Consider the following 19,651-nt stretch of genomic DNA (forward strand, 5'->3'; position numbering starts at 1 on the left):
CTCCGGTGATACCGGAGGCTTTTATTCTGGTGATTAGTTCTTCGACTCGACCCTGGCATCAGCCTTGGCGTTCGCATTGGCCGAAACGCCGTCCTTGTTGGCGCTGGCGTCGCCATTGACCGTCGCATTGGCATCCGCCGTCGGCGCGGCATTGGCGGCATCGTCGACGGCCTTCTGAGCGGCGTCCTGTGTGGCATTCGCCGTGTTCTTGGCCGTGTGTTTTGCCTTGTCCTTGGCCTTGTGAGCCGTGTTGTAGGCATTGCTGGCCGTCTGATCGGCGGCGTCCTTCGTGGCGTCGAAGGCGGCGCCGGTGCGGCTGCGGGCGTCGTTCAGGGTTTCGCCGGGCTTCAGGTCGACCTGACCCTGCCCCTGAAGCGAGCCTGACGCCTGACCGAGCTGGCCGGTGACGCCGCCGGTGGCCTGACCCGAACCGCCAAGCAGTTGCGCCGAGGCGGGGAGGGCGCTTGCCAGACCGAGGGCGAGGGCGGCGGAGATAAGCAGTTGCGTTTTCATATGTGCGTTTCCTAGTTAGAGCGCATTCCGAAAAGTGCGCAGCGGTTTTCGGAATCAAATGCGCGACAAAACAAAAACCTAGAGCGCGCTTTCGATCCAATTGGATCGGAACGCGCTTTAAGCGGCGCTGAGAGGGGAGGGCGCCATGCCTGTCAGAAAACGCGGCTATTCGGGCTGAAATGCGGTGTAAAAATAAGCCGGTAGGCGTGAAGCGGAGGCGGTCGCGTAAGAGAGAAATAAATCGCTGAGGTGTGTGCGGTAATACAAAACCCCTCCGGTACGGACCGGAGGGGTGGGCGTGTTAGGGAGCCGGATCAGAAGACATCGTAGAAGATGTCGATGATGCGACCGGTCCTCAGATCGACAAGGACGATGTCATTGCCGACGAAGTAGTATTCCGTGCCGTAGGGCTTCATCGGCAGGTAGTAGTAGTCCGGGTCATAGACGCGGTAGCTGTAGAAATAGCGCGGCAGGATGTCGCCATATTCGTAGCGATAGCCGTAATATTCCGTCGGCACGCGGTAATAGCCGTAGCGCGGGGCGAAATAGAAGCCGATGCGAATGCCGGTATAGGACCGGAAGTCGCGGTGGGTGCGCCAGTTATAGCTATGGCGCGTATTCCAGTCGTAACGGTCGTTGCGATTGTTCCAGTTGCCGCCACGCCCGTCGCCATTGCGATTGTCGTTGCGATCCCAGCCACCGCGATCATTACCGCGGTTGTCGTTGCGGTCCCAGCCGCCGCGCCCGTCATTGCCCCGATTATCATTACGATTGTCGGGACGGTTCTGGGTCTGGCCCTGATTATTTTGGCCCTGATTTTGGCCGCCTCGCGTCGGGCGTTGCTGCGTTCCGTTCTGCCAGACGCCGTCAGATCGGCCACGCCCGTCGTTGTTACGGTCGTCAGGGCGTTGCTGATTGCCTGGATTGTTCTGGCCCTGATTATTTTGGCCGCCGGTGGTTGGGTTGGGGCGGCCCTGCCACTGACCGCCGCCATTGCCGCGATCGCGGTTGTCGTTGCCAGAGTTAGCGTTGTTCGGGCGCTGTTGCTGCTGGCCCTGCCCGTTGCCGCGGTCACCGCCGGGCTGACCCTGCGGACGCTCCTGACGGGGCGCTTCCTGACGCGGCTGCTCCTGGCGTTGCGGGCGCTCCTGACGGGGTTCTTGCCGTTGCTCCTGACGCACCTCCTGCCGTTGCGGCGGGGCTTGTTCGCGGGACTGGTTTTCGGCCTGAGCGCGTTCGCGGGCTTCCTGGAACGGCCGCACGGTGCCGGCCTGAGCCATGGGCGTCGCCAGCGACAGGGCGACGATCGCGGACATGGTGGTCGCCATTAAATGACGTTTTTGCATGGTTTCCTCGTGGGGCGGTCTTTCGGGACCTGCCGGGACTCGATGAACGGAGACTTTTTTCTCCGATTGCCCCCACTATGCGCCGTCCATCCTGAACTGAAACTGAATGAACTGTGTCAGCATAGGGGTATCCGATTCCGGCCTCACCGGCAGACCTCAGGCGGTGTTTCAAGGGCTGTTATCCATAAGAGATGGCCGTGTGCTTTGGATTCAACCTGAATCTTAACGGCAGGCACGTAAGTAATAGGCGCATATTGTTTTGATTTTTATGAATTATAAATAATTTAAACTACAAAATTATCAAACAGGTAATGAATATTATTTAAATAGTAAACGAAATTATGAATATTAAATCATTATTTACATAAAAAATTCACAGTAAATGCCGTTGTTAACTTTAATTTCACTTGAGGGGATCAAATTCGACTTATCAACAACCCGATGGGGCCGCGCAAAAGGCGCGGATATGACGATGATGAACGAAGTTTCAACCGAAGCCCTGCCGCTGCCGACCGCCGACATGAACGGCGAAGACCTGTTCAAGCTGGGCCTGATGTATTCGACCGGTCAGAACGGCGCGCCGCTGGACCTGATCTCGGCGCACATGATGTTCAACCTCGCCTCGATGCGCGGTTCGATGGAAGCCAGCATTTACCGCCGCGAACTGTCGAAGGAAATGGACCGCGAAGACGTCGCCGAGGCCCAGAAGGCCGCCCGCCGCTGGCTGGATCAGGGCCACACGGCCTACGCCGCTTAAACGACCTTAATATGTGGCTTGAGCCGTTGAAGAACGTCGTGCAGAAGGTCTGCATCCGAGTTCATTAGCGAGAGAAAGCCCAGACTGTATTCGTAATAGATTTCGAGTGGCGTGCTCTGAAACCTCAGAACGCCTTCGACGAAATCTTCATCTGCGTAGTAGGGTGGTAAGTCGAGGTCTGTTGCGACATCCTGTCCCAGCGCTTCGGTGATCTCGGCAAGGATCGCGCGAAACGGGATAGTGTAGTCGAACGCATGTCCGGCATGGATGAGAATTTCCCATCCGCCATTTTGTAGATCGGCCTGTACTTTGAGAGTCGATAAAGTCCTGATCATGGGGTGATCATAAGCGTTTATGGCGGCTTGAAAAGCCGGTACGCTGCTTAATTCTGGCTATACAGCAGCCAGTTCATGATCCCTGCTGGGACGATATTATTGATATTCTGCTCGACCCAGACTCCGGCCTCGGCCACGCGGGTTTTCGGCACATAGAGAATATCGTAGCGCCTGAGCGCCACCATTGGCCCGCCATTGCCCTTGAGCGGGCTTTTCAGATCGATCATCCGCTGCATGACCGTGCCATCCGCGCCGCGCCGAATGACGATGACCTGCTTCGATTTGGCCGCATTGGTGAAGCCGCCCGCCGCGAAGACGGCCGACAGGGCGTCGAAATCGCCCGGCGCTTCGACCCAGCCGGGGTTACGCACTTCGCCGCCGACCAGCACGCGGTTATTCGCGGTGTCGCCCGGAAAGACGCCGACCTCGGGGTGGCGCAGGTAGGGGCGATAAAGCTCGGTGATTTCCGATTGCAGTTGCGGCACCGACTTGAACGCCGCCATAACCTGACCGATAAGGGGGAGGGTGATGCGGCCGTCCTGACCCACCACGGTCGAGCGGTTCAGTTCCGGCGCGGTCGGGATCTGGATTTCCAGCTTGTCCGACGGATAGAAGAGGTAGAGCGGATCGTCGTCGGTCCAGGCCGAAAAGCGCACATTTGCGGCTTCGGGGGTTTTGGAGGCCGCACACACCGGACCCGCGACCATAAGGCCGCCGATACCCATCAGAAATGCGCGCTTCGAGATCATGGCGTACCTAAAATCCGTGAAGTCTTAACAATGTTTGAAAATAGGTAAGGGTTGGTTAACGCCTGCATAAGAAACTGCAATCCAAAGGGTACGCAAAGCGTCTCGAATCGGTGTGCGGCCTGCAAAAGCGGGGAACGCCCGCGGTGGTCAGTGAGTTTGGACTTTAATGCAGTCTCAAGGGGTGTGGAACGCGGAGGAGGACGACGGCTTTACCGGCCCGGCGCGTCGTCAGGTCGCGCCTAAAAAAGCCGCGCCCAAATTCCAGTACGGTATCGACGACATCCTGCGCCTGTTGCTACGCGAATGGTGGCTGATGCTGATCGTCTTCGCGACGATTCTGGGGCTGGGTGTCGCCTTTTCCATGACCCTGTCGAAATCCTATACCGCCGACGCCTCGCTGCTGATGCAGCTGGGGCAGGACTATGTCTACGTGCCCCACGCCGGCGACGCGGCGCGCGGCGCGATTGCCACCATCGATGAGGTGGTGCAGTCGGAAGTCGAAATCCTCAACTCCGCCGAACTGAAGCACCGCACGATCGAGAAGCTCGGTTACCACGCCATCGTGCCGTCCATCCCGGCCAGTTTCGTGCCGCGCACGGCGGCCCAGAAGGAACAGGCCGACGCCCAGGCGATGAAGGTGCTGGGGGGGCTGAAGACGGCGACCGCCCCGCAGAGCAATATCGTTCGGCTGGAGTTCAAGCACGAAAACGCCCAGTCGGCGGCCCTGATCCTCAATACCCTGATCGACATCTATCAAAAGTACCGCCACGAAGTGTTCTCGGACGTCACCGCGCCCTTGCTGGAGCATCAGAAGGAGGCCTTCGACCGCCGTCTGCATGAGGCCGACAAGTCCTATGAGGACTTCCTGCTGCGCAACGGCGTCGGCGATTTCGTGGCCGCCAAGGCGACCTACAGCAAGCTCTACGACACCATCACCTCCGAGATCTACGTCGCCGATGCCGGGATCGCCACGGCCAGTTCGCGTCTGGCGGCGGTCAATGCCCGTCTGCGTCAGCAGGCCCCGGAAATGAGCACCGAGCGCCAGCTCGACCTCAGTGTGCCCTCGAAAATTCTGGCCCTGCGTCAGCAGCGCGAAGACCTGCTGGTGCGCTATACGCCGAACGCCCAGCCGGTGCGCGACATCGACGAGCAGATCCGCTCGCTGGAGGCCATGCAGGCGTCCGGCCGCGCCATCGGTGAAAAGGAACACAAGATCGGCGTCAACCCGATCTATCAGCAGCTTCTGACCGACAAGCTGACGCTGGAGGCCGAGATTGCCGCCACCTCCGGCCGTCGCGCGCAATTGCAGGCACAGGCCGATCAGGTGACGACGAAGTTGCAGGCGCTGGTTGGGATCGAGGCCGAATATAACAGCCTGTCGACCGAGCGGAACGCGCTGCAAACCAATATCGCGACCTTCACCCAGCGCATTCAGGAAACCCAGGCCGCGCAGGAAATCGCCGAAAAGTCGCAGGACACGGTCCGCGTCGTCAACCGCGCGCGGCCGCCCGACAAGGCCAAGAGCCTGAAAAAGCCGGTCCTGATTCTGGCGTTCCTGTTCGGCGGGTTTACGGCGCTCTGTGCCGGTCTGCTGAGGGTTTTTCTGCGCAAGGGCTTCTCCAGCGCGGAAATGGCGTCCAAAACGCTCGATTTGCCCGTTCTGGCTCAGGCCAAGACAAAATAGAACAAACCCCGTCCCGCAGGGGTGTTGTCGGATAGGCTTTTGATACGAAACACCTTATGGTTCGGGTGAGCCGCCGTAAGCGTGCGATTCGGTATGTGGGTATATGGTAGATCTGACACGTGAAATGGCGGACCTGATGTCGGCACTGGGGCGCCCCCAGTCCGAACGCGGTCGCGCGCTCATGTTTGTCTCATCCTATGCCGGCGAAGGCGTATCGACCGTCGCGCGCGAATACGCCCGCATCGACGCCGCCTATGCCAAACGTCCGGTGTGGCTGATCGACGCCGACCTGCGCCGTCAGGGGCAACTGGATGCCGTGCTGGAGGAGCCCGCGCGCTTCGGCCCGCCGGGTCCGGTCTCCGCAGCGACACCCGATGGCTCGGTCTTCTTCGCCCTGTCGCCCAAGGGCAAGGACGCCGAAGGCAATCCGGTGCCGGATTCGAAATATCTCATCGCCCGCCCGTTCTTCGACAAGCGCCTGTGGGTGACGCGCCTGCGCGACCACCTGTTGATGCCCGGCCAACGCGTCAAGCTGTTCGAACAAAGCTCCTACTGGCAGTCCCTGCGCCAGCACGCCCAGTCGATCATCGTCGATGTGCCGTCGGCGGAGCGCGCCAATGCCGCCGTGCAACTGGCGCCGCTGATGGACGGCGTGATCATCGTCATCAGCGAGGGCGAGGGGGAGATCAATGCCCGTCTGGCGCTCAAGGACGAGATCGAGCAGGCCGGGGGTCGCATCCTCGGCATGGTCTATAACAAGGCGCGCAGCGTGGCCAGGCCGTCCCAGCGCCCGGCCAGCCGTTCAGCCGTATAATGCTACGGGATATCATCGATGGGATCCGCGAGGATTGGAAGGGCGACTGGTTGTCGCTGATTCTGGCCGTCGGCATCCTGTTCATGTTCTCGCAGGGCTGGGTGTCGCCGGTCTTCGGCTATTCGACCGAGCAGCCGGCCTGGGCCGGAGCGATCATCCGCAACATCTATTATCCGGTCTATCTGTGCGCTTTTGTCCTGCTGTTCCTGAGTTGGCGGCAGGTACTGTCGGGCCTGATGCGGACGCCCATTCTGGTGGCGCTGATCGTCATGTGCGCGGCGTCCTACCTGTGGTCGGTGGACCCCAGCGCCACGATGCGGCGGTTCGTGGCCTTTGCCATGACCTGTCTGGCAGGCTACGTCATCGCGGCGCGCTTTTCGTGGACCAAGCTGATCGAGGTGGTGGCCATTGCCTACCTGATCCTGATCGCCGGATCGTTCATCATGGCAATCCTGTTCCCCGACAAAGGCCGCATGACCACCCTGTTCGTCGGTGCGTGGCGCGGCGTGTTCGCCGAAAAGAACAATCTGGGCGCGGTGATGGATGTCGGCTTCCTCGCCTGCGTCGCCGCAGCGATCCACGTGCCGAGGCGGCGCTGGCTATGGGCGGCAGCGGCGGCGGGCGCGGCGTTTCTGGTGCTGATGTCCACCTCCAAGACCTCGTTGCTGGCCCTGATCCTTGGCACCGGCGCGATGAGCTTTATCTGGCTGTCGCGGCGCGGACCGATCCTGGGGATTGTCCTGACGTGGCTGGCGGTCTGTGTACTGATGGCGCTAGGGACGTTTATCGTGCTTATGCCGGAAAAGCTGTTCCTGTTGCTGGGCAAGGACGCGACGCTCACGGGTCGGACCAATATCTGGGAAGGCATCGACTTTGTGATGCAGAAACAGCCGCTGACGGGGTACGGTTACGGGGTGGTCTGGTCGACGGAGGGCGAGTGGACGCCGCTGCGCTGGATCACCGAGGTGGCCGGGTTCCGCGCCTATCACGCCCATTCGTGCTGGTACGAGGTGTGGCTGGCGACCGGCTATATCGGCCTGACCATCTGGGCCTGCCTGTTTGCCGAGACGTGGCTGAAAGCGTTTTACCGCACCTATCGCGGGGATGGCGGCTATTTCGCCCTGCCGTTCATCACCATCTATTCGCTGATGAGCCTGACCGAGAGCATCGCCATCGGCTGGAATGACATCCGCTGGTGCCTGATCGTGATTATGGTCGTCAAACTGGCCCTGCCGGGGGACGGGCCAAAGGCGCGGTTACTATCCGATACACCGGAAATGAAGTACAGAAAGCTCTATAGTTGAGGTTTTTAGCAAAGGGGGAGGGGGTATGAGTTTCATACAATGGCTTGAAAACTGGGCTTATGCTCGTGTTCAGAAACGACAGAGCAGGCTTTATGAACACGCATTTTGCTATGACCGCGATTTTGAATACAAACCGGGAAAGCTTATCCAGCAATTCGTCAACAAGACCGAAAAGCCAATGGAGGTTTGGATCGAAATGTACCCCGATCTTTATACGCTTCAACCGGGTGATGAACTGACGATTATCTACGAGCAAGATCCCAATTGGCTCGGCTTGGGATTGCATACGGCGGTATATGCCGACTCTCTGCAAATTCATTTACAGGAATTCGAAACGGCCATCGTCATGATTAATGGTCGGGTCCGCGAGCCAGAGAATCGGGTAGAGGTTTAACCTCCGGCGCGGCCCGCACCTTCGGCGTAGGTGACGACCTCGAAACCCATCGCGACCGCCGCCCGAGCCAGCCGATCGAGTGATTCAGGTGTACAGCCCCACGGCGACGGATTTTCGCGCACGTCGTGGGTATAGAGGACCAGCCAGCTATCGGGCGTGGCCACCGCGCGGCGCATCCAGTCGAGCGCCAGCGTTTCGCCGTCCGCGCCTTCGATGCCGACGGCCGGGGCCTGATTGAGGTCGGTGCCGGTGGTGATCAGGCCGTGGTGCAGGGCGCGCGCCGAGGCATAGCGGGCTGACAATTGCGCCTTGGCCTGTGGCGAGACGTCACCATAGGGATAGGCGAAGGTGATTGACGCGGGCAGGCCAAGCGATTGAATCATTTTCTGATTCTGATCGACGCTGGCCGCGATATCCGCACCCGACGCCTGACCGCAATCGATGTGCGTAAAGGTGTGGCAGGCGATCTCATGGCCGCGTATGTGCAAATCCTTGACCTGTTCCGGCGTCGTATAGGGGCCGAAATGGCTGTCCTCGCCCATGATCCCGGCGGAGATGAAATAGGTCGCTTTGAAGCCGTGCTTTTCGATGATGTCCGCACCCGCCGTGGCCGCTGATTGCGGCGCGTCGTCGAACGAAAAGGTCAGCAGGGGGCGCGCCAGACCCGTCAACTTGGCGGGCTTACGATAGAGCAGTTTCGAGGCACGACGGCGCAGCTTGCCATATAGCGACCGGTCGGCGGAATAGACGTCGTCGGCCATCACACCACCTCCGCATAGAGCGCCGCGCGATAGACCCGTAGTGCCAGGGCCCTGAGTTTCAACGGCATATTGTCGTTCAGACCGATCGATTTGACCGTTGCGCGTAATGCGCCGCGCATAGGTAACCGGCGGATCAGGCGCGCGATCTTGTAGCTGGGGTACTGGGCCACGACCTCGGGGTGCTTCTTGATCACCCGGGCGAAATTGCCGACCGATTGCTCGTACTTGCGCGCCAGGATCTCGGCGCGGTCAAGGCCCATATGGGTCGCCGTATTGTCGATATGGCGGACGCCGAAGTCATTGGCCACGCGCATGGCCCATTCGACGTCTTCCCAGCCCCAGCCGGTGAAGCTGGCGTCGAAATCCTGCGCCTTGAACACATCGCGGCGGATGAGCAGGTTCGAGGTAAAGACGTATTTTTCCGGCTGCAAGGACCGTGTGGCGGCGTCGAGGCAATCGCTTTTGCCGGCCATCAGGCGGTGGACGGCGAAGGCCTTGTCCTGCGGGGCCTGAAGCAGTGAGAAGCCGCCGAACACTACGGCGGGATTGTCCTGGGTCACCGTGATCCAGCGTTCGAGAAAATCCGGGTGGTCCGGCAGCATGTCGGAATCGAGGCACAGGAAGTAGTTCCCGCGCGCCGCCGAGGTCAGGCGGTTGCGCCCGCGCGCCCGGCCTTCGTTGGCGGGCAGGGTGATGAACTTCACCGGCAAGGCAAGGTCGTCAATTGTGGACAGAACATCCTGCGTCAGGTCGGGCTGCTGCGACCCGTCATCGAGCAGGATAATCTCTACGCCCGCTACCGGCTTCAGGGCCTTCAACAACGTGCTGGGGCTTTCGCGGTAAAACGGGACCAGCACCGACAGGTGCGGCGTCGCGGCCTCATCATAGGCGGCATTCAAAACGACCTGAGCGGATTTCGTGTGTGCGTTCATGCGGCGACCTTACCGCCGAAACGCTTAAGAACCCGTTGGCCGTGATGGCGCACGCCGTTCAAATTCAGGGCCAGCGCCAGTGCGGCATAGACGACGACGCCCGCCGTGCCCTTAACGATCAGTTCGATAATGCCGCCGAAGGCCGGGATGAAATGCACAGCGGCCATCATGATACCGGTCGCGGCGGAAGTCTTGAGCAGGTCCACCCACGGCACGGGCAGGGCGATGGCCTTGCGGCCCAGTATCCACGATCCGATCAGGCCGATGGCGAAGCTCAGCGCCGTCGCCATCCCCGCGCCCCACAGGCCATACAGCGGGATCAAGGTGACGTTCAGTCCGATATTGGCCACCGCCGGAATGACCATGGCCACCGTCAGCAGGCGCGTCTGTTTCGACAGGGTGAAGGCCTGAAGGAAGTAATAGGTGTTGAAGCCGGAAAACAGCGCCCCGATGCTAATCAAGGTCGTCACCGATAGGGCCTGAGCGCGCAGGGCTTCGCCGATCAATAGCTGGCTCAAGGGGTCGGCGACCACAATTAGCCCGCCCACCGACGGAAACAGGACCAGCGCCATGGTGCGGAACTGTTCGCGCGCGCTGTCTTTCAGCGCGGGCAATCCGCCGCTCTCCAGCGCGTGAACCAGAGCCGGGCCACCCGCCGCGCCGAACCAGATAAACAGCACGTCCAAAATACGCGAAGCGAGGCTGTAACCCGCGTGATAGGCCCCGGCCTCGGCCTCACCGAGAAACCCGGCGATCAGGAAGCGGTCGGCAGTATAGAGCGCCAGGGTCAGGATCAGGCTGGCCGAGACCGGCAGGCCGTAATGGGCATATTGTTTCGCACGAACCGAGTCGAAGCGGCCTTTGATCGCGCGGCCCCAGTCTTCGCGCACGACGAATGGCAGGGTCAGGGCGGCGATGATCCCGGCCCCCAGCAGTGGCGAGCCGCCGCCCAGGCCGCCCCACGCCAGAAGGGCACCGAACCCGAACCCGCCGGCGGTCTGGATCATGTCGACCAGCGACGCGGCACCGACACGGCCTTCGGAACGGCGCTGTTCCTGCACCATCTTGATCAGGCTGCGGAAGACGACGACGCCCAACCCGCAGCCGACAGCCAGTTTCAGCGACTGACCGTGGGCGTCGGGTGTCGGCCACAACCATAAACCCATGCCAACGATGGCGGCAAAGGCCAGCGTCACGACGACGAACAGGCGGTACAACGTGCCATACAGCTCCGGCGCATCGGCGTTTTCGCGCGATTCGGCGGGATAGAACCGCGCCATGGCGGCTTCGATCCACGTAAAACAAAGCGTCTGGGCGAGGCTCGAAATCCCGAAGGCCAGCGCATAGCGACCGAAATCCTCAGGTGACAAAATACGCGTAAAGGTGATCAGGGTGGCGAACCCGATCAGGCCTTGCAGCACATTGGCGGGCAGGTAGCCCCACAGGCCTTTCCAGAACATGGCTTACCTTATGGCGCTGCGGTCGTTGAGCACGCAGGGAATGGTCATGCCCATGATGTAGAGGTCCAGCCACAGCGAATGGCGCTCGATATAGTCGACATCGAGCTGGATGCGGCGGCGCACGTCGTCGGCGGTTTCCAGCGCGCCGCGCGAACCGTTGATCGCCGCCCAGCCGGTCATGCCGGGCTTCATGCGGTGGCGCCAGGCATATTCGGCCACAAGGCGCGCCGACTCGTCCGGACCGGTCTTCATGCCGATGGCGTGGGGCCGCGGGCCGACCAGCGACATCTCGCCCTTGAGCACATTGAACAATTGCGGCAGTTCGTCGATCGAGGTCTTGCGGATGAATTTCCCCACGCGCGTCACGCGGTCGTCGTTGCGCGAGATCTGACGCGAGGCGGTGGCATCGGCGGCTTCGTTGCGCATCGAGCGGAACTTCCACACATTGATGGCTTCGTTGTTGAAGCCATGCCGGCGCTGACGAAAGAAGACCGGGCCGGGGCTGTCCAGCTTGATGATCAGGGCGACGACGGCCATGAGTGGCACGAAGACGACCAGCGCAATCAGGCCGATGATAATGTCCTGAATACGCTTGTTGAAAGCCTTGCGTTCGTCTTCGGAAATGCCCGATACCTTGGCCAGCGGCATGTCCGACAGGCGCGACAGGGCCGCCTGACGGCCGGTCTCGTTATGGACGTCGACCAGCAGCGACACGTCGTTCGGCAGCATTTTCAGCTTTTCGATCAGATGGTTGACGCGCGCCTTAGCCGAGGGGTCGAGCGCGACGACGATCTGGTCGACATAGGGGGTAATCTTGTGGCTGAGCAGGGCCTGGGTATCGCCGAGGATCGGCACGCCGGACACGGCATCGGGATTGCGCGCCAGCCGGTCGTCGAAAATGCCGAGAATATTGACGTCGCGGCGCGCCAGCGCCGTGTCGATCAGCTTCTGTGCATGGCGCGTGGCGCCGACGATGACGATGTTCGGCGTCAGCAGGCCGCGCTTGCGCCAGCTGCGCACGATCTCGAACCACAGGACGTGCATCAGGGTCAGGGTACACAGCGCCGTCAGGGTCCACAGGCTGAGCAAGGGGACTTCCTGCGACTCGTTGGGCGAAAACTGCGAGGCACAGACCCCGCCCAGTGCACCGAAGAAGACGGCGGCGGCGACTTTACCCACATGGACGAGCAGGTTTTCGGTGCGCAGGAACTGATAGAGGTTGAGGCTCTTCAGCGCCCATCCAGTGAGCAGGACGGCGGTGAGGAACGGCAGGACTTCGGAAACGGACGACCGCATCCAGCCCCGCGGCGCGATCAGCTGCGCCAGAACCAGGGTGAACCCGGTGATCAACAGAATGTCGCCGATGCGGAACAGGCGCGCATACCGGTCGTTCGAGCGGCGCTCGCGCAGGGAAATCAGGCGTTCGGGTCGGAAGGGGCCGCGACGGTCACGCGGATCGACAGCATCGTGGGGGGGCTCGGCTTGCGGCACGGCGCGCATCTGCGGCTTCAGCGCGGGATCGGTCCGATCCTGTGCCGGGGCCTGACCACCGGCCCGGTGAGCCAGGGTGTCGCGTTTCAGGGCGTCAAGCATGTCCGTTCTGAACACTCTTAGGGGCGTGGTAGCATTATGCGTTGAGGTCACCATAGCCGAAGGGATTTAGACAACCGTTAACGCAGGGCCCTTTCCCTAAGGGAAGAGCCCGGCCGCGCCCGCGCGTATATGTACACACTTTTCCTGAAGCGCCCCGTTGCCTTTTGCCGCCTGTCGGGTTAAGTCAGCCGTAACGGAGACGTGCCCGAGAGGCCGAAGGGACTCGTTTGCTAAATGAGCGTACCCCAAAAGGGTACCGTGGGTTCGAATCCCACCGTCTCCGCCAGACCTTTTAAAATTCCCGTTGCAAAACAACGGGTTTTTTTATTTCCAAAATCACAACCCACATTTCAACCCACATTTTACTTCGTGCTTGTACCCTTTAGAACGGGCCGGTTTCTGAAATCTCTTCGCCATCGGTCTTTCCGCCAAGCCTTACAATTTTTAGAGAATCGTCAGGCAGGGGCCTTTGTAGCTTTTTAGCCTCCTCCCACGGCAGATTTAGCCAAGCTTCTAATTCGTCTGCTTGTGTGAGAATTACCGGCATGGCTTTGGGATGCACTGCCGCGACTTCCGCATTCGGCTCTGTTGTCAGGAATGCAAATAGGTCGGTCGTTATCTCGCCTTCCTTCACTTTCCTCACGCTCGTCCATGCCGGAACATGAATCCCAGCAAAGAACGCGAGAGGCCTATCCTCCGATAACGCGAACCATGTGTTGACCTTAGAGCCGTCCGCTTGGTTGGGTTCGGCAAATGAGGTGAATGGCACCAGACAACGGTTCTCAACGCCTAACCACCGCCTCCAGTGGTTTGAGGCTGTATTCCTGACATTCGTAATGCCGGGATCGGTCTTTTTGCCCTCTAGTGCGAATGCGGGCGAAGGTAAGCCCCAGCGCGCCCATGACAGTTCTCTGCCCTCGACACTTTGCCGTACAATAGGCGCTGCATAATCAGGAAAGATGCCCGGCAATAGCGGCATATTACCTGTTATGTCTTTAAGCGCTCTTGAAGCTTCGCGGATCGCTTGCTGGCTCGTAGTCATTGCGTAATTATTGCACATATGATTTCGGCCTATGACTTATCTATCTTAAATTTGCGCTTTGCAGCTAATCCTGACAAGAAAAATAGTATCGCCGTCCCTACCGTCTGAAAAATTGAGATTGCATGGGCCAATAGTCCGCCAAATCCATTTAAGCCCTCTATAGTATTGGAGAAGCTCTCCTTGTTGCTGGCATCGGCACCCCACTTTATCAAAGGGAACATTCTATTCAGTGAGAATGAAAGCGCATCACCGAAGTATGCAATCGCGTCAAATCTAAAGAATTGGAACTTCCAACCCAAGTGAGAGGTGTAAATGAACATATAAATTATTGAGCATAGTAAGAGTAGTATGGACACGTATATAAATGGTCTACCTATGGAATCCCCATAATTTGCTGAATATCTGTACAGTGACGAAGCGTACCTGTGGCTTGCATCAATTGATGGATTTAATGATTTTACCCACAATTCGTATCGGTGAAATCTATTTACTATAAATTCTTTAGGCTTTTCAGGCAGTGCCGTTCTAATAACATGAAGGCTATCGTCTAATTTTTGCAAATGATTAGATATATTATCTAAATATTTGCGATTTTTTAGGAAATATGGAACCGGGATGGGGCTTTTTTCGTATGATAGACAATTTTCTGAGAAATCCTTATCATAATCCCCACCAATTACATATTCATCAAAATGAATAATACCAATTTTTCCAACATCATGAAGCATTGGAAATAATTTTGTCTTCGTATTTCTTATATTAAGCTTATTTATGGACGAATTTTTAAGCGTGCATTCTTTAACATTTATTACATTTGAGTCAATTTCCAATTCTAATATTTCTGCATCTATCAGAGATATTTTATCAATGGCGCAATTATTGAATTTTAATCTAGTTATGGTTAGGTTCTTAGCACAGAACCCTCCCATCATTGACGCATTTGTAAATGAAGATACTTTGGACTCCGTGTCGTAATTTATTAACTTTGAATAAATGGTAATTCCGCTACAATCTAATAACTTTGTGACGGGGCCGTGAATCCAGCAATTGGTCATTTCAAATGCATTTCGCCACAATGTCATTCCATCAATAATTTTTACTTCTTCTTCGAATTGAATGGCTAAACCTTCAAGTCTTTTCTTATTAAATAAATTATTTAATTTTGACTTATTGCTGTAAACATTGCTAATTGATTTATTTATATTATTCCATTCGTCTTCATTCCAATAGAATTTGACTGTTGGGTAATAGTCATAAAGACCAGTTGAATTTTTTTTCCTTACCAATATTGGAAGGTGATATTTCGTATATAAATTTCCAAAGCCATCATCTATTAGGTTTTCCTCCTCATCGGAGAAGAAATTTCCAAATGTATGACTCAATATCTCAATTTCAGAAATATCTTTATAGTATTGGAAAATAATTCTATCCTTTATGGAATTCCATCTAAAATCTAATCTCTCAATCGTATCTAAATATTCATTTATTTTGGCAATATGATCCAACAGGATTCCATCAAATACGCCCTGATAACGCTTCGAAATATCTATTTTTTGCATATCAATTTTCCAGCCAGTTTAATGATGGTATCTATTTTTAAAATCTGTCATGGCATCCCAGCCACAAAGCCCTCTTCACGCAAATCAAGCATGATTTGCAATCTGACACCACCACCACATTTACGTGCGCCACAGGTCAGTCGCGTTTCGACTTCATCCAGATATAGCGCTTTGAAGCCTTTGCGTTTCCACAGTTCCCCAGCCAGTTCATACCGCATGTGATCGCATACACGGCAGGTCACCTCTAGCTGAGCCTCCGTATCGAGGTCACCTAAACAGGTCTCAGTTTTCCAGTTCATCACCAAGCGTCCTCACGTCGGGGGATGCGGGTGAATGATATCTTTGCCCCCAGCCGGTCGGCAGCAGGATTGCTCCACGGGCCGACTGTGACCACCGTGCTACCGTACCGCCTGTTAAGGGCGTCCAAGGCCTCTGTAATGGCTTCCTGCCGTCGTCTGACGTGTTCGTCGTCGGCAAGGAAATCTAACTGCCGTTGCGCGGTTAAAGACAGGTCATCTAGGGACACATCCGCCTTCAATATTACGATCCCCGGAGGCAGTTCCCGCATGGCTTGAAACCATAGGCGCTCAAGAGCCTCCAGAACGCCCATATCGTCGCATACAGCGGCCATGTGGTGTCCGCGCGACCAATGCCCCCCAAAGTAGCCTGACAGGCCTAGAATCAGCTTGCTGGAGGACCAATGATCCCGGCGCATTCTTCTGGCCGCTTTTACAGCCAGGATTCGGGTTACGTGTCGGCAAGCTTCCAAAGAACGGAAGGCCGGGGGCAGGACGCGTCCATGCCCATATTGCGAACGTGCCGTAGGCTGGGCTTTGATATCGAACCCATTTATTGCGTAGGACATTCGCTCCCCCGCGACATTACCCCAGATTTGTCTAAGGTGTTTAGGGGCGGCGTTGCGTAGACAATCCGTCGTGCCGATACGGGCCTGATACAGTCTCTTTAGCGTACCCGGACCAATGCCCGGTATGTCTTTCAGGAGGATATGAGATAGGAAAGCGGGAACGTGTTCGGGTTGCCATACGTTCAAGCCGTCCTTACCACCGTCTTTACACGCGATTTTCGCAAGCAACCGGTTCGGCGCAAAGCCAATGCTGCACGTAATCCAAGGCCCAACCTCATTTAATAGGCGTCGCTTAATCTCCCGACCAAGTCGGGTAGGGTCTTTTCTGTCATCGTCACTTATGACAGAGCAAAGTTCGTCTATGGATTTTACGGCGTCTATGGGGATCGCGGACTCGACCTCAGCCATAAGGTAGTTATGCGCCCTGCGGTAAAGATCGACCTCTTGAGGCCATAGGATTATTTCAGGGCATAAACGACGAACGAGGGGCAAAGGCATAACGTTCTGCACGCCGAACTTTTTAGCCTCAGCAGAACATGCGATTATACACGTATTCCCATTGCCTTCATGAGGGACAATGCCAACCGGCTTACCGCGTAAATGAGGGTGTGCAAACTGACTGCAACTGGCAAAAAATCCATTGAAGTCCAGATACATCACTTCGGCATACTGAGGCTTGCGCACGGTTCATGCTCGCAATTTGCCAGAGGGATAAAGCGCTTCCGGGGGAATGGTCGCTTCTGCCTCTTCTGGGGACAGTATACGCTCAATGGGCCGTGGCCACGGCAAGGCAGGTAAGGCTTTGCCCGTATCCCCATACAGGTCACCACCGACGCGGAAAACCCCTTTAATTCTTTCCTCTTCATGGGCTTGCTGCGGCTGGGCCTCCCCCTTTCGCATTACCCACGCGCCGTCATACAGCTTTGGCACCTCACCCTCCTTAATGCATATGTTCTTTTTTTGTTCTCATATGCGGTGAGAGTCAATGCCGGGGGGGCCGTTTTCACACAGGCAATGCACATGCAGTTCTCACGGCTTGCGTAATTCGGGATGAATTTACGTTTTGCCAGAAGAGAGGCCGGGGGGGTGAATTAAAGGAAAGCGAAACGCACGATCAGATATCACGTTGAAGTGGCCAGCATCAGATGGAGTTAAAGCCATTAGCTAGAGACTTTACAGGAACGTATTGGTTAAGTCATAATACGACGATGATAATTATCCATAAGGTGTGATTTGCCAAAAAATACAGATAACAGGGATGGTGTATGCGCATTGTGTTTAAATCAGAAGACGCTATGTGACAGCCATATTATTTCTCGTTTGTGGTTTAAGGATATGTATAGAAACCAAAACTATGCAGTTGAAGTATCGTCTAATCATGATCGTAAATTAAAACGTAGAAATGGTTATCATGAATTTTTGCTATGTCGCGGCTGCGAAGACATAATAGATAAATACGAAAATGAAGCAACACGCCTTAGAGATGGGATAAATATATATTCTCGTCAGATAAATAAAGTTGAGGCTATAATTAGTGGGTTGGATTACCGCCGATTCAAGCTATTTCAACTTTCAATATTGTGGCGCATGGGGGTCTCAAATTTAGATTTATTCAAGGCGGTGCAATTAGGCCCTCACCAAGAGGCCATCAGACAAATGGTATATCATGGGAATCCGGGCGAAATTGGCGATTTCGGCTGTGCTATTGGCTGCGCTACATATGAGGGCAAACTAGCAACAACTTGGGTCATTCCGCCCGAAAAGTCAGGATTACGACTTGAAAGCAATGGCATAAAAATCACCAAATATATCGTCCATTTTGGAGGATTTCATTGGCACTTCTATGTCGCTCCACATAGTAAAATGGACAACTATATCATTCAGTATTTCTTGCAAAAGGATGGAACGTTTCGTACTTCTGCCGATAATATTCTGACGCCGGAAGTAAGAAAAACCGTTCTGGCGCTACAGAAAAGGCACAAACATAAGTCCAATTCTTAATATGTCAGCGATATGACCATTATTACTAATTGGATCACGCTGAACAATAGCAAATAATGGTCGTGTTTCTTAACTGCCTACAGACTTGCGTCCGGTTCTTTTGCTTCGTATCTCGACGGGTCCGTGTGCCCATTCTTCGTTGATCCCAGAAACATCAAATAGATCGCCGGGACTGACGTTTAGCGCTGTTGCAATTATTGCAATGAGAACCGCCGTAGGGTTCCGCTTCCCACGCTCCAATTCCGAAACGTACGCTTGATTTATAACCTCGATACGGAATGACAACTGCTCTTGCGAAATCCCCATCGCAAGACGCAAGCGGCGAACATTATAGCCAATGATTTTAGCGACGTTCATAGCCTTTTACGGGCTTGAATCCGCGAATATGACCATCTACTAAAATAGATATTTGGTGCGTTTAAACACGCCGGTATATCTATGAGGATTAGGAGATAAAATGACGTTCTATGGATTTTTGGTAGGCACTTTAGCCGTTGTTGCGGTCATCGCATTCATTGGCACCCTGTTCCGCCTACCGTTCTTCGGCAACAGACGCCGATACGGTTTGATTGTTTTGGTGATCGTAATTGCAATCGGTAGTTCGCTTGATGGCCTCAAATCGGAAAAGGACATAGCGGAAGACAAGGAGATAGATCAGATACGTAGTGGAATGAAGGAAGAGAAAGACGCTAAAAAAGACCTGACCACCGACGCCCTGATAAATTTTGATGCGCGGACTGTAGAGGGAACAATCACGAACCCTTCACCTTACGGCTTCAAGAACGTCAAATTGAAGTGCAAGGCGTTTGCGCCCTCTGGCAAAAAAGTCGAGACTGTGAAGGTGGAGGTTATGCGAAGCGTACCTGCGAACGGCAAACTGTCCTTTAGCGATGTACCGATTATGGAATTCATCGACCGTCAGGCGACAAGCAGCTATTGCGAGGTAACAGGCGCGGAGCGGTCATACGGTGCGGAAGCCGCCCCAGCCGAGACGAAGTAGTTGATGTGGAGGGTTAAGGCCGCTCGCTATAACCCTCCAATTCATTTGCTTTAAGATTAGGCACCACAATGAAATCACGCGGGATGATTAAGCCCTGATAGTCTTGGTTACTACGGTCAAGGGGGGGTATGTGCCTAGCGTAATAATTGTCGGTATCAGACAGAAACGTCCAATCCCCTACCTTGCTGTGTAAGTTTACAGTGCTAAGATTTTCACTACGCCCTGACCTTTTTCCAATAACTTCATGGCCAGTGCTATTGTATAGGGCGTTGTGCTTTTTCTTAATGAGAGTTGGTATTTGAAGTTTGGACCTATCCTCATAAGTACTTTGTTTCATCATGTAAATCAACGTGCGACGTAAGTGCCAAATATACTCTCCGTATGAACCATGTGGCCGACCTAATTGCTTGCTTTTGATTGTACCTGAACCGCCCCGGCTTTGCCGGAGGCTCATTGGTTTAAGTTACGCGGCCAATTCTAAAGTGTCGAGGGCAGCGTAGTAGAGTTGTTCGGCCTCGGCTGGTGGGATGTTGCCAATGGGT

At 55.7% G+C, this 19,651-nt stretch carries 20 protein-coding genes and 1 tRNA gene; 8 read left to right on the forward strand and 13 right to left on the reverse strand.

All coding sequences use genetic code 11. From position 1 onward, the window contains the following. Window positions 1–33 precede the first annotated feature (33 nt). Together PQU92_RS15555 and PQU92_RS15560 are read right to left on the reverse strand one after the other, a co-directional pair. Entirely contained in the window at window positions 34–513 is a 480-nt protein-coding gene (locus PQU92_RS15555; protein WP_272749171.1) for a hypothetical protein, read from the reverse strand. Between the two features lie 314 nt (window positions 514–827). Next, window positions 828–1,829 (reverse strand): RcnB family protein, encoded by a 1,002-nt coding sequence (locus PQU92_RS15560; protein WP_272749172.1) that lies wholly within the window; start codon window positions 1,827–1,829, stop codon window positions 828–830. A gap of 496 nt (window positions 1,830–2,325) precedes the next feature. Between PQU92_RS15560 and PQU92_RS15565 the strand changes: the two genes are divergently transcribed. Then, the gene (locus tag PQU92_RS15565) at window positions 2,326–2,616 is read left to right on the forward strand and encodes a sel1 repeat family protein (RefSeq protein ID WP_272749173.1); all 291 of its coding nucleotides are present in this window, start codon (window positions 2,326–2,328) and stop codon (window positions 2,614–2,616) included. Here PQU92_RS15565 and PQU92_RS15570 read toward each other — a convergent pair. Further along, window positions 2,613–2,951, reverse strand: a complete 339-nt coding sequence (locus PQU92_RS15570; protein ID WP_272749174.1) for a hypothetical protein — start codon at window positions 2,949–2,951, stop codon at window positions 2,613–2,615. The genes PQU92_RS15565 and PQU92_RS15570 overlap by 4 nt on opposite strands. Window positions 2,952–2,998: 47 nt before the next feature. Further along, complete coding sequence (locus tag PQU92_RS15575) at window positions 2,999–3,700, reverse strand: polysaccharide biosynthesis/export family protein (RefSeq protein ID WP_272749175.1); 702 nt, start codon at window positions 3,698–3,700, stop codon at window positions 2,999–3,001. Window positions 3,701–3,866: 166 nt separating this feature from the next. On the opposite strand from PQU92_RS15575, the gene PQU92_RS15580 reads away from it, so the two are divergent. The 4 genes from PQU92_RS15580 (at window position 3,867) to PQU92_RS15595 (ending at window position 7,896) form a co-directional block, all read left to right on the forward strand. Continuing rightward, the gene (locus tag PQU92_RS15580; RefSeq protein ID WP_272749176.1) at window positions 3,867–5,384 is read left to right on the forward strand and encodes a GumC family protein; all 1,518 of its coding nucleotides are present in this window, start codon (window positions 3,867–3,869) and stop codon (window positions 5,382–5,384) included. Between the two features lie 103 nt (window positions 5,385–5,487). Continuing rightward, entirely contained in the window at window positions 5,488–6,198 is a 711-nt protein-coding gene (locus PQU92_RS15585; RefSeq protein ID WP_272749177.1) for a P-loop NTPase family protein, read from the forward strand. Continuing rightward, window positions 6,198–7,502 carry an O-antigen ligase family protein gene (locus PQU92_RS15590; RefSeq protein ID WP_272749178.1) on the forward strand — a complete coding sequence of 435 codons (1,305 nt, stop codon included), beginning with the start codon at window positions 6,198–6,200 and terminating at the stop codon, window positions 7,500–7,502. Before PQU92_RS15585 ends, PQU92_RS15590 begins: the two co-directional genes overlap by 1 nt. A gap of 25 nt (window positions 7,503–7,527) precedes the next feature. Next, window positions 7,528–7,896, forward strand: coding sequence for a hypothetical protein (locus PQU92_RS15595; RefSeq protein ID WP_272749179.1), 369 nt, complete (start codon window positions 7,528–7,530; stop codon window positions 7,894–7,896). On the opposite strand, the gene PQU92_RS15600 is transcribed toward PQU92_RS15595, so the two are convergent. The 4 genes from PQU92_RS15600 to PQU92_RS15615 are packed head-to-tail and all read right to left on the reverse strand — an operon-like array spanning window position 7,893 to window position 12,642. Further along, a complete protein-coding gene (locus PQU92_RS15600) occupies window positions 7,893–8,657 on the reverse strand; it encodes a polysaccharide deacetylase family protein (protein ID WP_272749180.1) in 765 nt (254 codons plus the stop codon). The genes PQU92_RS15595 and PQU92_RS15600 overlap by 4 nt on opposite strands. Beyond that, window positions 8,657–9,589 carry a glycosyltransferase family 2 protein gene (locus PQU92_RS15605; RefSeq protein WP_272749181.1) on the reverse strand — a complete coding sequence of 311 codons (933 nt, stop codon included), beginning with the start codon at window positions 9,587–9,589 and terminating at the stop codon, window positions 8,657–8,659. The genes PQU92_RS15600 and PQU92_RS15605 overlap by 1 nt, the downstream gene beginning before the upstream one ends. Continuing rightward, window positions 9,586–11,049, reverse strand: coding sequence for a lipopolysaccharide biosynthesis protein (locus PQU92_RS15610; protein ID WP_272749182.1), 1,464 nt, complete (start codon window positions 11,047–11,049; stop codon window positions 9,586–9,588). Before PQU92_RS15610 ends, PQU92_RS15605 begins: the two co-directional genes overlap by 4 nt. Window positions 11,050–11,052: 3 nt before the next feature. After that, the gene (locus PQU92_RS15615) at window positions 11,053–12,642 is read right to left on the reverse strand and encodes an undecaprenyl-phosphate glucose phosphotransferase (protein ID WP_272749183.1); all 1,590 of its coding nucleotides are present in this window, start codon (window positions 12,640–12,642) and stop codon (window positions 11,053–11,055) included. A 195-nt stretch (window positions 12,643–12,837) separates the two neighbouring features. Between PQU92_RS15615 and PQU92_RS15620 the strand changes: the two genes are divergently transcribed. Further along, window positions 12,838–12,928 (forward strand) — tRNA-Ser (locus tag PQU92_RS15620). Window positions 12,929–13,024: 96 nt separating this feature from the next. Here PQU92_RS15620 and PQU92_RS15625 read toward each other — a convergent pair. Genes PQU92_RS15625 through PQU92_RS18940 form a run of 4 tightly spaced genes read right to left on the reverse strand, consistent with a single transcriptional unit; the run spans window position 13,025 to window position 16,765 of the window. Continuing rightward, on the reverse strand, window positions 13,025–13,702 hold the full coding sequence (locus PQU92_RS15625) for an SOS response-associated peptidase (RefSeq protein WP_272749184.1): 678 nt from the start codon (window positions 13,700–13,702) through the stop codon (window positions 13,025–13,027). Between the two features lie 11 nt (window positions 13,703–13,713). Then, window positions 13,714–15,243, reverse strand: coding sequence for a hypothetical protein (locus PQU92_RS15630; protein WP_272749185.1), 1,530 nt, complete (start codon window positions 15,241–15,243; stop codon window positions 13,714–13,716). 47 nt (window positions 15,244–15,290) lie between these two features. After that, window positions 15,291–15,542, reverse strand: a complete 252-nt coding sequence (locus PQU92_RS15635; protein ID WP_272749186.1) for a hypothetical protein — start codon at window positions 15,540–15,542, stop codon at window positions 15,291–15,293. Beyond that, window positions 15,542–16,765, reverse strand: coding sequence for a Y-family DNA polymerase (locus PQU92_RS18940; protein ID WP_368407120.1), 1,224 nt, complete (start codon window positions 16,763–16,765; stop codon window positions 15,542–15,544). Before PQU92_RS18940 ends, PQU92_RS15635 begins: the two co-directional genes overlap by 1 nt. Before the next feature lie 678 nt (window positions 16,766–17,443). Here PQU92_RS18940 and PQU92_RS15640 point away from each other — a divergent pair. After that, window positions 17,444–18,109, forward strand: coding sequence for a hypothetical protein (locus PQU92_RS15640; RefSeq protein WP_272749187.1), 666 nt, complete (start codon window positions 17,444–17,446; stop codon window positions 18,107–18,109). 69 nt (window positions 18,110–18,178) lie between these two features. On the opposite strand, the gene PQU92_RS15645 is transcribed toward PQU92_RS15640, so the two are convergent. Next, window positions 18,179–18,466 (reverse strand): helix-turn-helix domain-containing protein, encoded by a 288-nt coding sequence (locus PQU92_RS15645; RefSeq protein ID WP_272749188.1) that lies wholly within the window; start codon window positions 18,464–18,466, stop codon window positions 18,179–18,181. Between the two features lie 100 nt (window positions 18,467–18,566). On the opposite strand from PQU92_RS15645, the gene PQU92_RS15650 reads away from it, so the two are divergent. Beyond that, window positions 18,567–19,109 (forward strand): hypothetical protein, encoded by a 543-nt coding sequence (locus PQU92_RS15650; RefSeq protein ID WP_272749189.1) that lies wholly within the window; start codon window positions 18,567–18,569, stop codon window positions 19,107–19,109. The last annotated feature ends 542 nt before the right edge of the window (window positions 19,110–19,651 follow it).

It is taken from the genome of Asticcacaulis aquaticus (genome assembly GCF_028550415.1).
GTDB classification, from domain to species: domain Bacteria; phylum Pseudomonadota; class Alphaproteobacteria; order Caulobacterales; family Caulobacteraceae; genus Asticcacaulis; species Asticcacaulis aquaticus.

What these genes read in the sequence shown, in the direction of transcription:
- PQU92_RS15565 (WP_272749173.1), top strand. Translation starts at nt 2,326, where the DNA reads ATGACGATGATGAACGAAGTTTCAACCGAAGCCCTGCCGCTGCCGACC.
- PQU92_RS15580 (WP_272749176.1), top strand. Translation starts at nt 3,867, where the DNA reads ATGCAGTCTCAAGGGGTGTGGAACGCGGAGGAGGACGACGGCTTTACC.
- PQU92_RS15585 (WP_272749177.1), top strand. Translation starts at nt 5,488, where the DNA reads ATGGTAGATCTGACACGTGAAATGGCGGACCTGATGTCGGCACTGGGG.
- PQU92_RS18940 (WP_368407120.1), bottom strand. Translation starts at nt 16,765, where the DNA reads ATGTATCTGGACTTCAATGGATTTTTTGCCAGTTGCAGTCAGTTTGCA.
- PQU92_RS15640 (WP_272749187.1), top strand. Translation starts at nt 17,444, where the DNA reads ATGTATAGAAACCAAAACTATGCAGTTGAAGTATCGTCTAATCATGAT.
- PQU92_RS15555 (WP_272749171.1), bottom strand. Translation starts at nt 513, where the DNA reads ATGAAAACGCAACTGCTTATCTCCGCCGCCCTCGCCCTCGGTCTGGCA.
- PQU92_RS15570 (WP_272749174.1), bottom strand. Translation starts at nt 2,951, where the DNA reads ATGATCAGGACTTTATCGACTCTCAAAGTACAGGCCGATCTACAAAAT.
- PQU92_RS15645 (WP_272749188.1), bottom strand. Translation starts at nt 18,466, where the DNA reads ATGAACGTCGCTAAAATCATTGGCTATAATGTTCGCCGCTTGCGTCTT.
- PQU92_RS15650 (WP_272749189.1), top strand. Translation starts at nt 18,567, where the DNA reads ATGACGTTCTATGGATTTTTGGTAGGCACTTTAGCCGTTGTTGCGGTC.
- PQU92_RS15630 (WP_272749185.1), bottom strand. Translation starts at nt 15,243, where the DNA reads ATGCAAAAAATAGATATTTCGAAGCGTTATCAGGGCGTATTTGATGGA.
- PQU92_RS15615 (WP_272749183.1), bottom strand. Translation starts at nt 12,642, where the DNA reads ATGCTTGACGCCCTGAAACGCGACACCCTGGCTCACCGGGCCGGTGGT.
- PQU92_RS15625 (WP_272749184.1), bottom strand. Translation starts at nt 13,702, where the DNA reads ATGTGCAATAATTACGCAATGACTACGAGCCAGCAAGCGATCCGCGAA.
- PQU92_RS15635 (WP_272749186.1), bottom strand. Translation starts at nt 15,542, where the DNA reads ATGAACTGGAAAACTGAGACCTGTTTAGGTGACCTCGATACGGAGGCT.
- PQU92_RS15610 (WP_272749182.1), bottom strand. Translation starts at nt 11,049, where the DNA reads ATGTTCTGGAAAGGCCTGTGGGGCTACCTGCCCGCCAATGTGCTGCAA.
- PQU92_RS15600 (WP_272749180.1), bottom strand. Translation starts at nt 8,657, where the DNA reads ATGGCCGACGACGTCTATTCCGCCGACCGGTCGCTATATGGCAAGCTG.
- PQU92_RS15595 (WP_272749179.1), top strand. Translation starts at nt 7,528, where the DNA reads ATGAGTTTCATACAATGGCTTGAAAACTGGGCTTATGCTCGTGTTCAG.
- PQU92_RS15575 (WP_272749175.1), bottom strand. Translation starts at nt 3,700, where the DNA reads ATGATCTCGAAGCGCGCATTTCTGATGGGTATCGGCGGCCTTATGGTC.
- PQU92_RS15605 (WP_272749181.1), bottom strand. Translation starts at nt 9,589, where the DNA reads ATGAACGCACACACGAAATCCGCTCAGGTCGTTTTGAATGCCGCCTAT.
- PQU92_RS15590 (WP_272749178.1), top strand. Translation starts at nt 6,198, where the DNA reads ATGCTACGGGATATCATCGATGGGATCCGCGAGGATTGGAAGGGCGAC.
- PQU92_RS15560 (WP_272749172.1), bottom strand. Translation starts at nt 1,829, where the DNA reads ATGTCCGCGATCGTCGCCCTGTCGCTGGCGACGCCCATGGCTCAGGCC.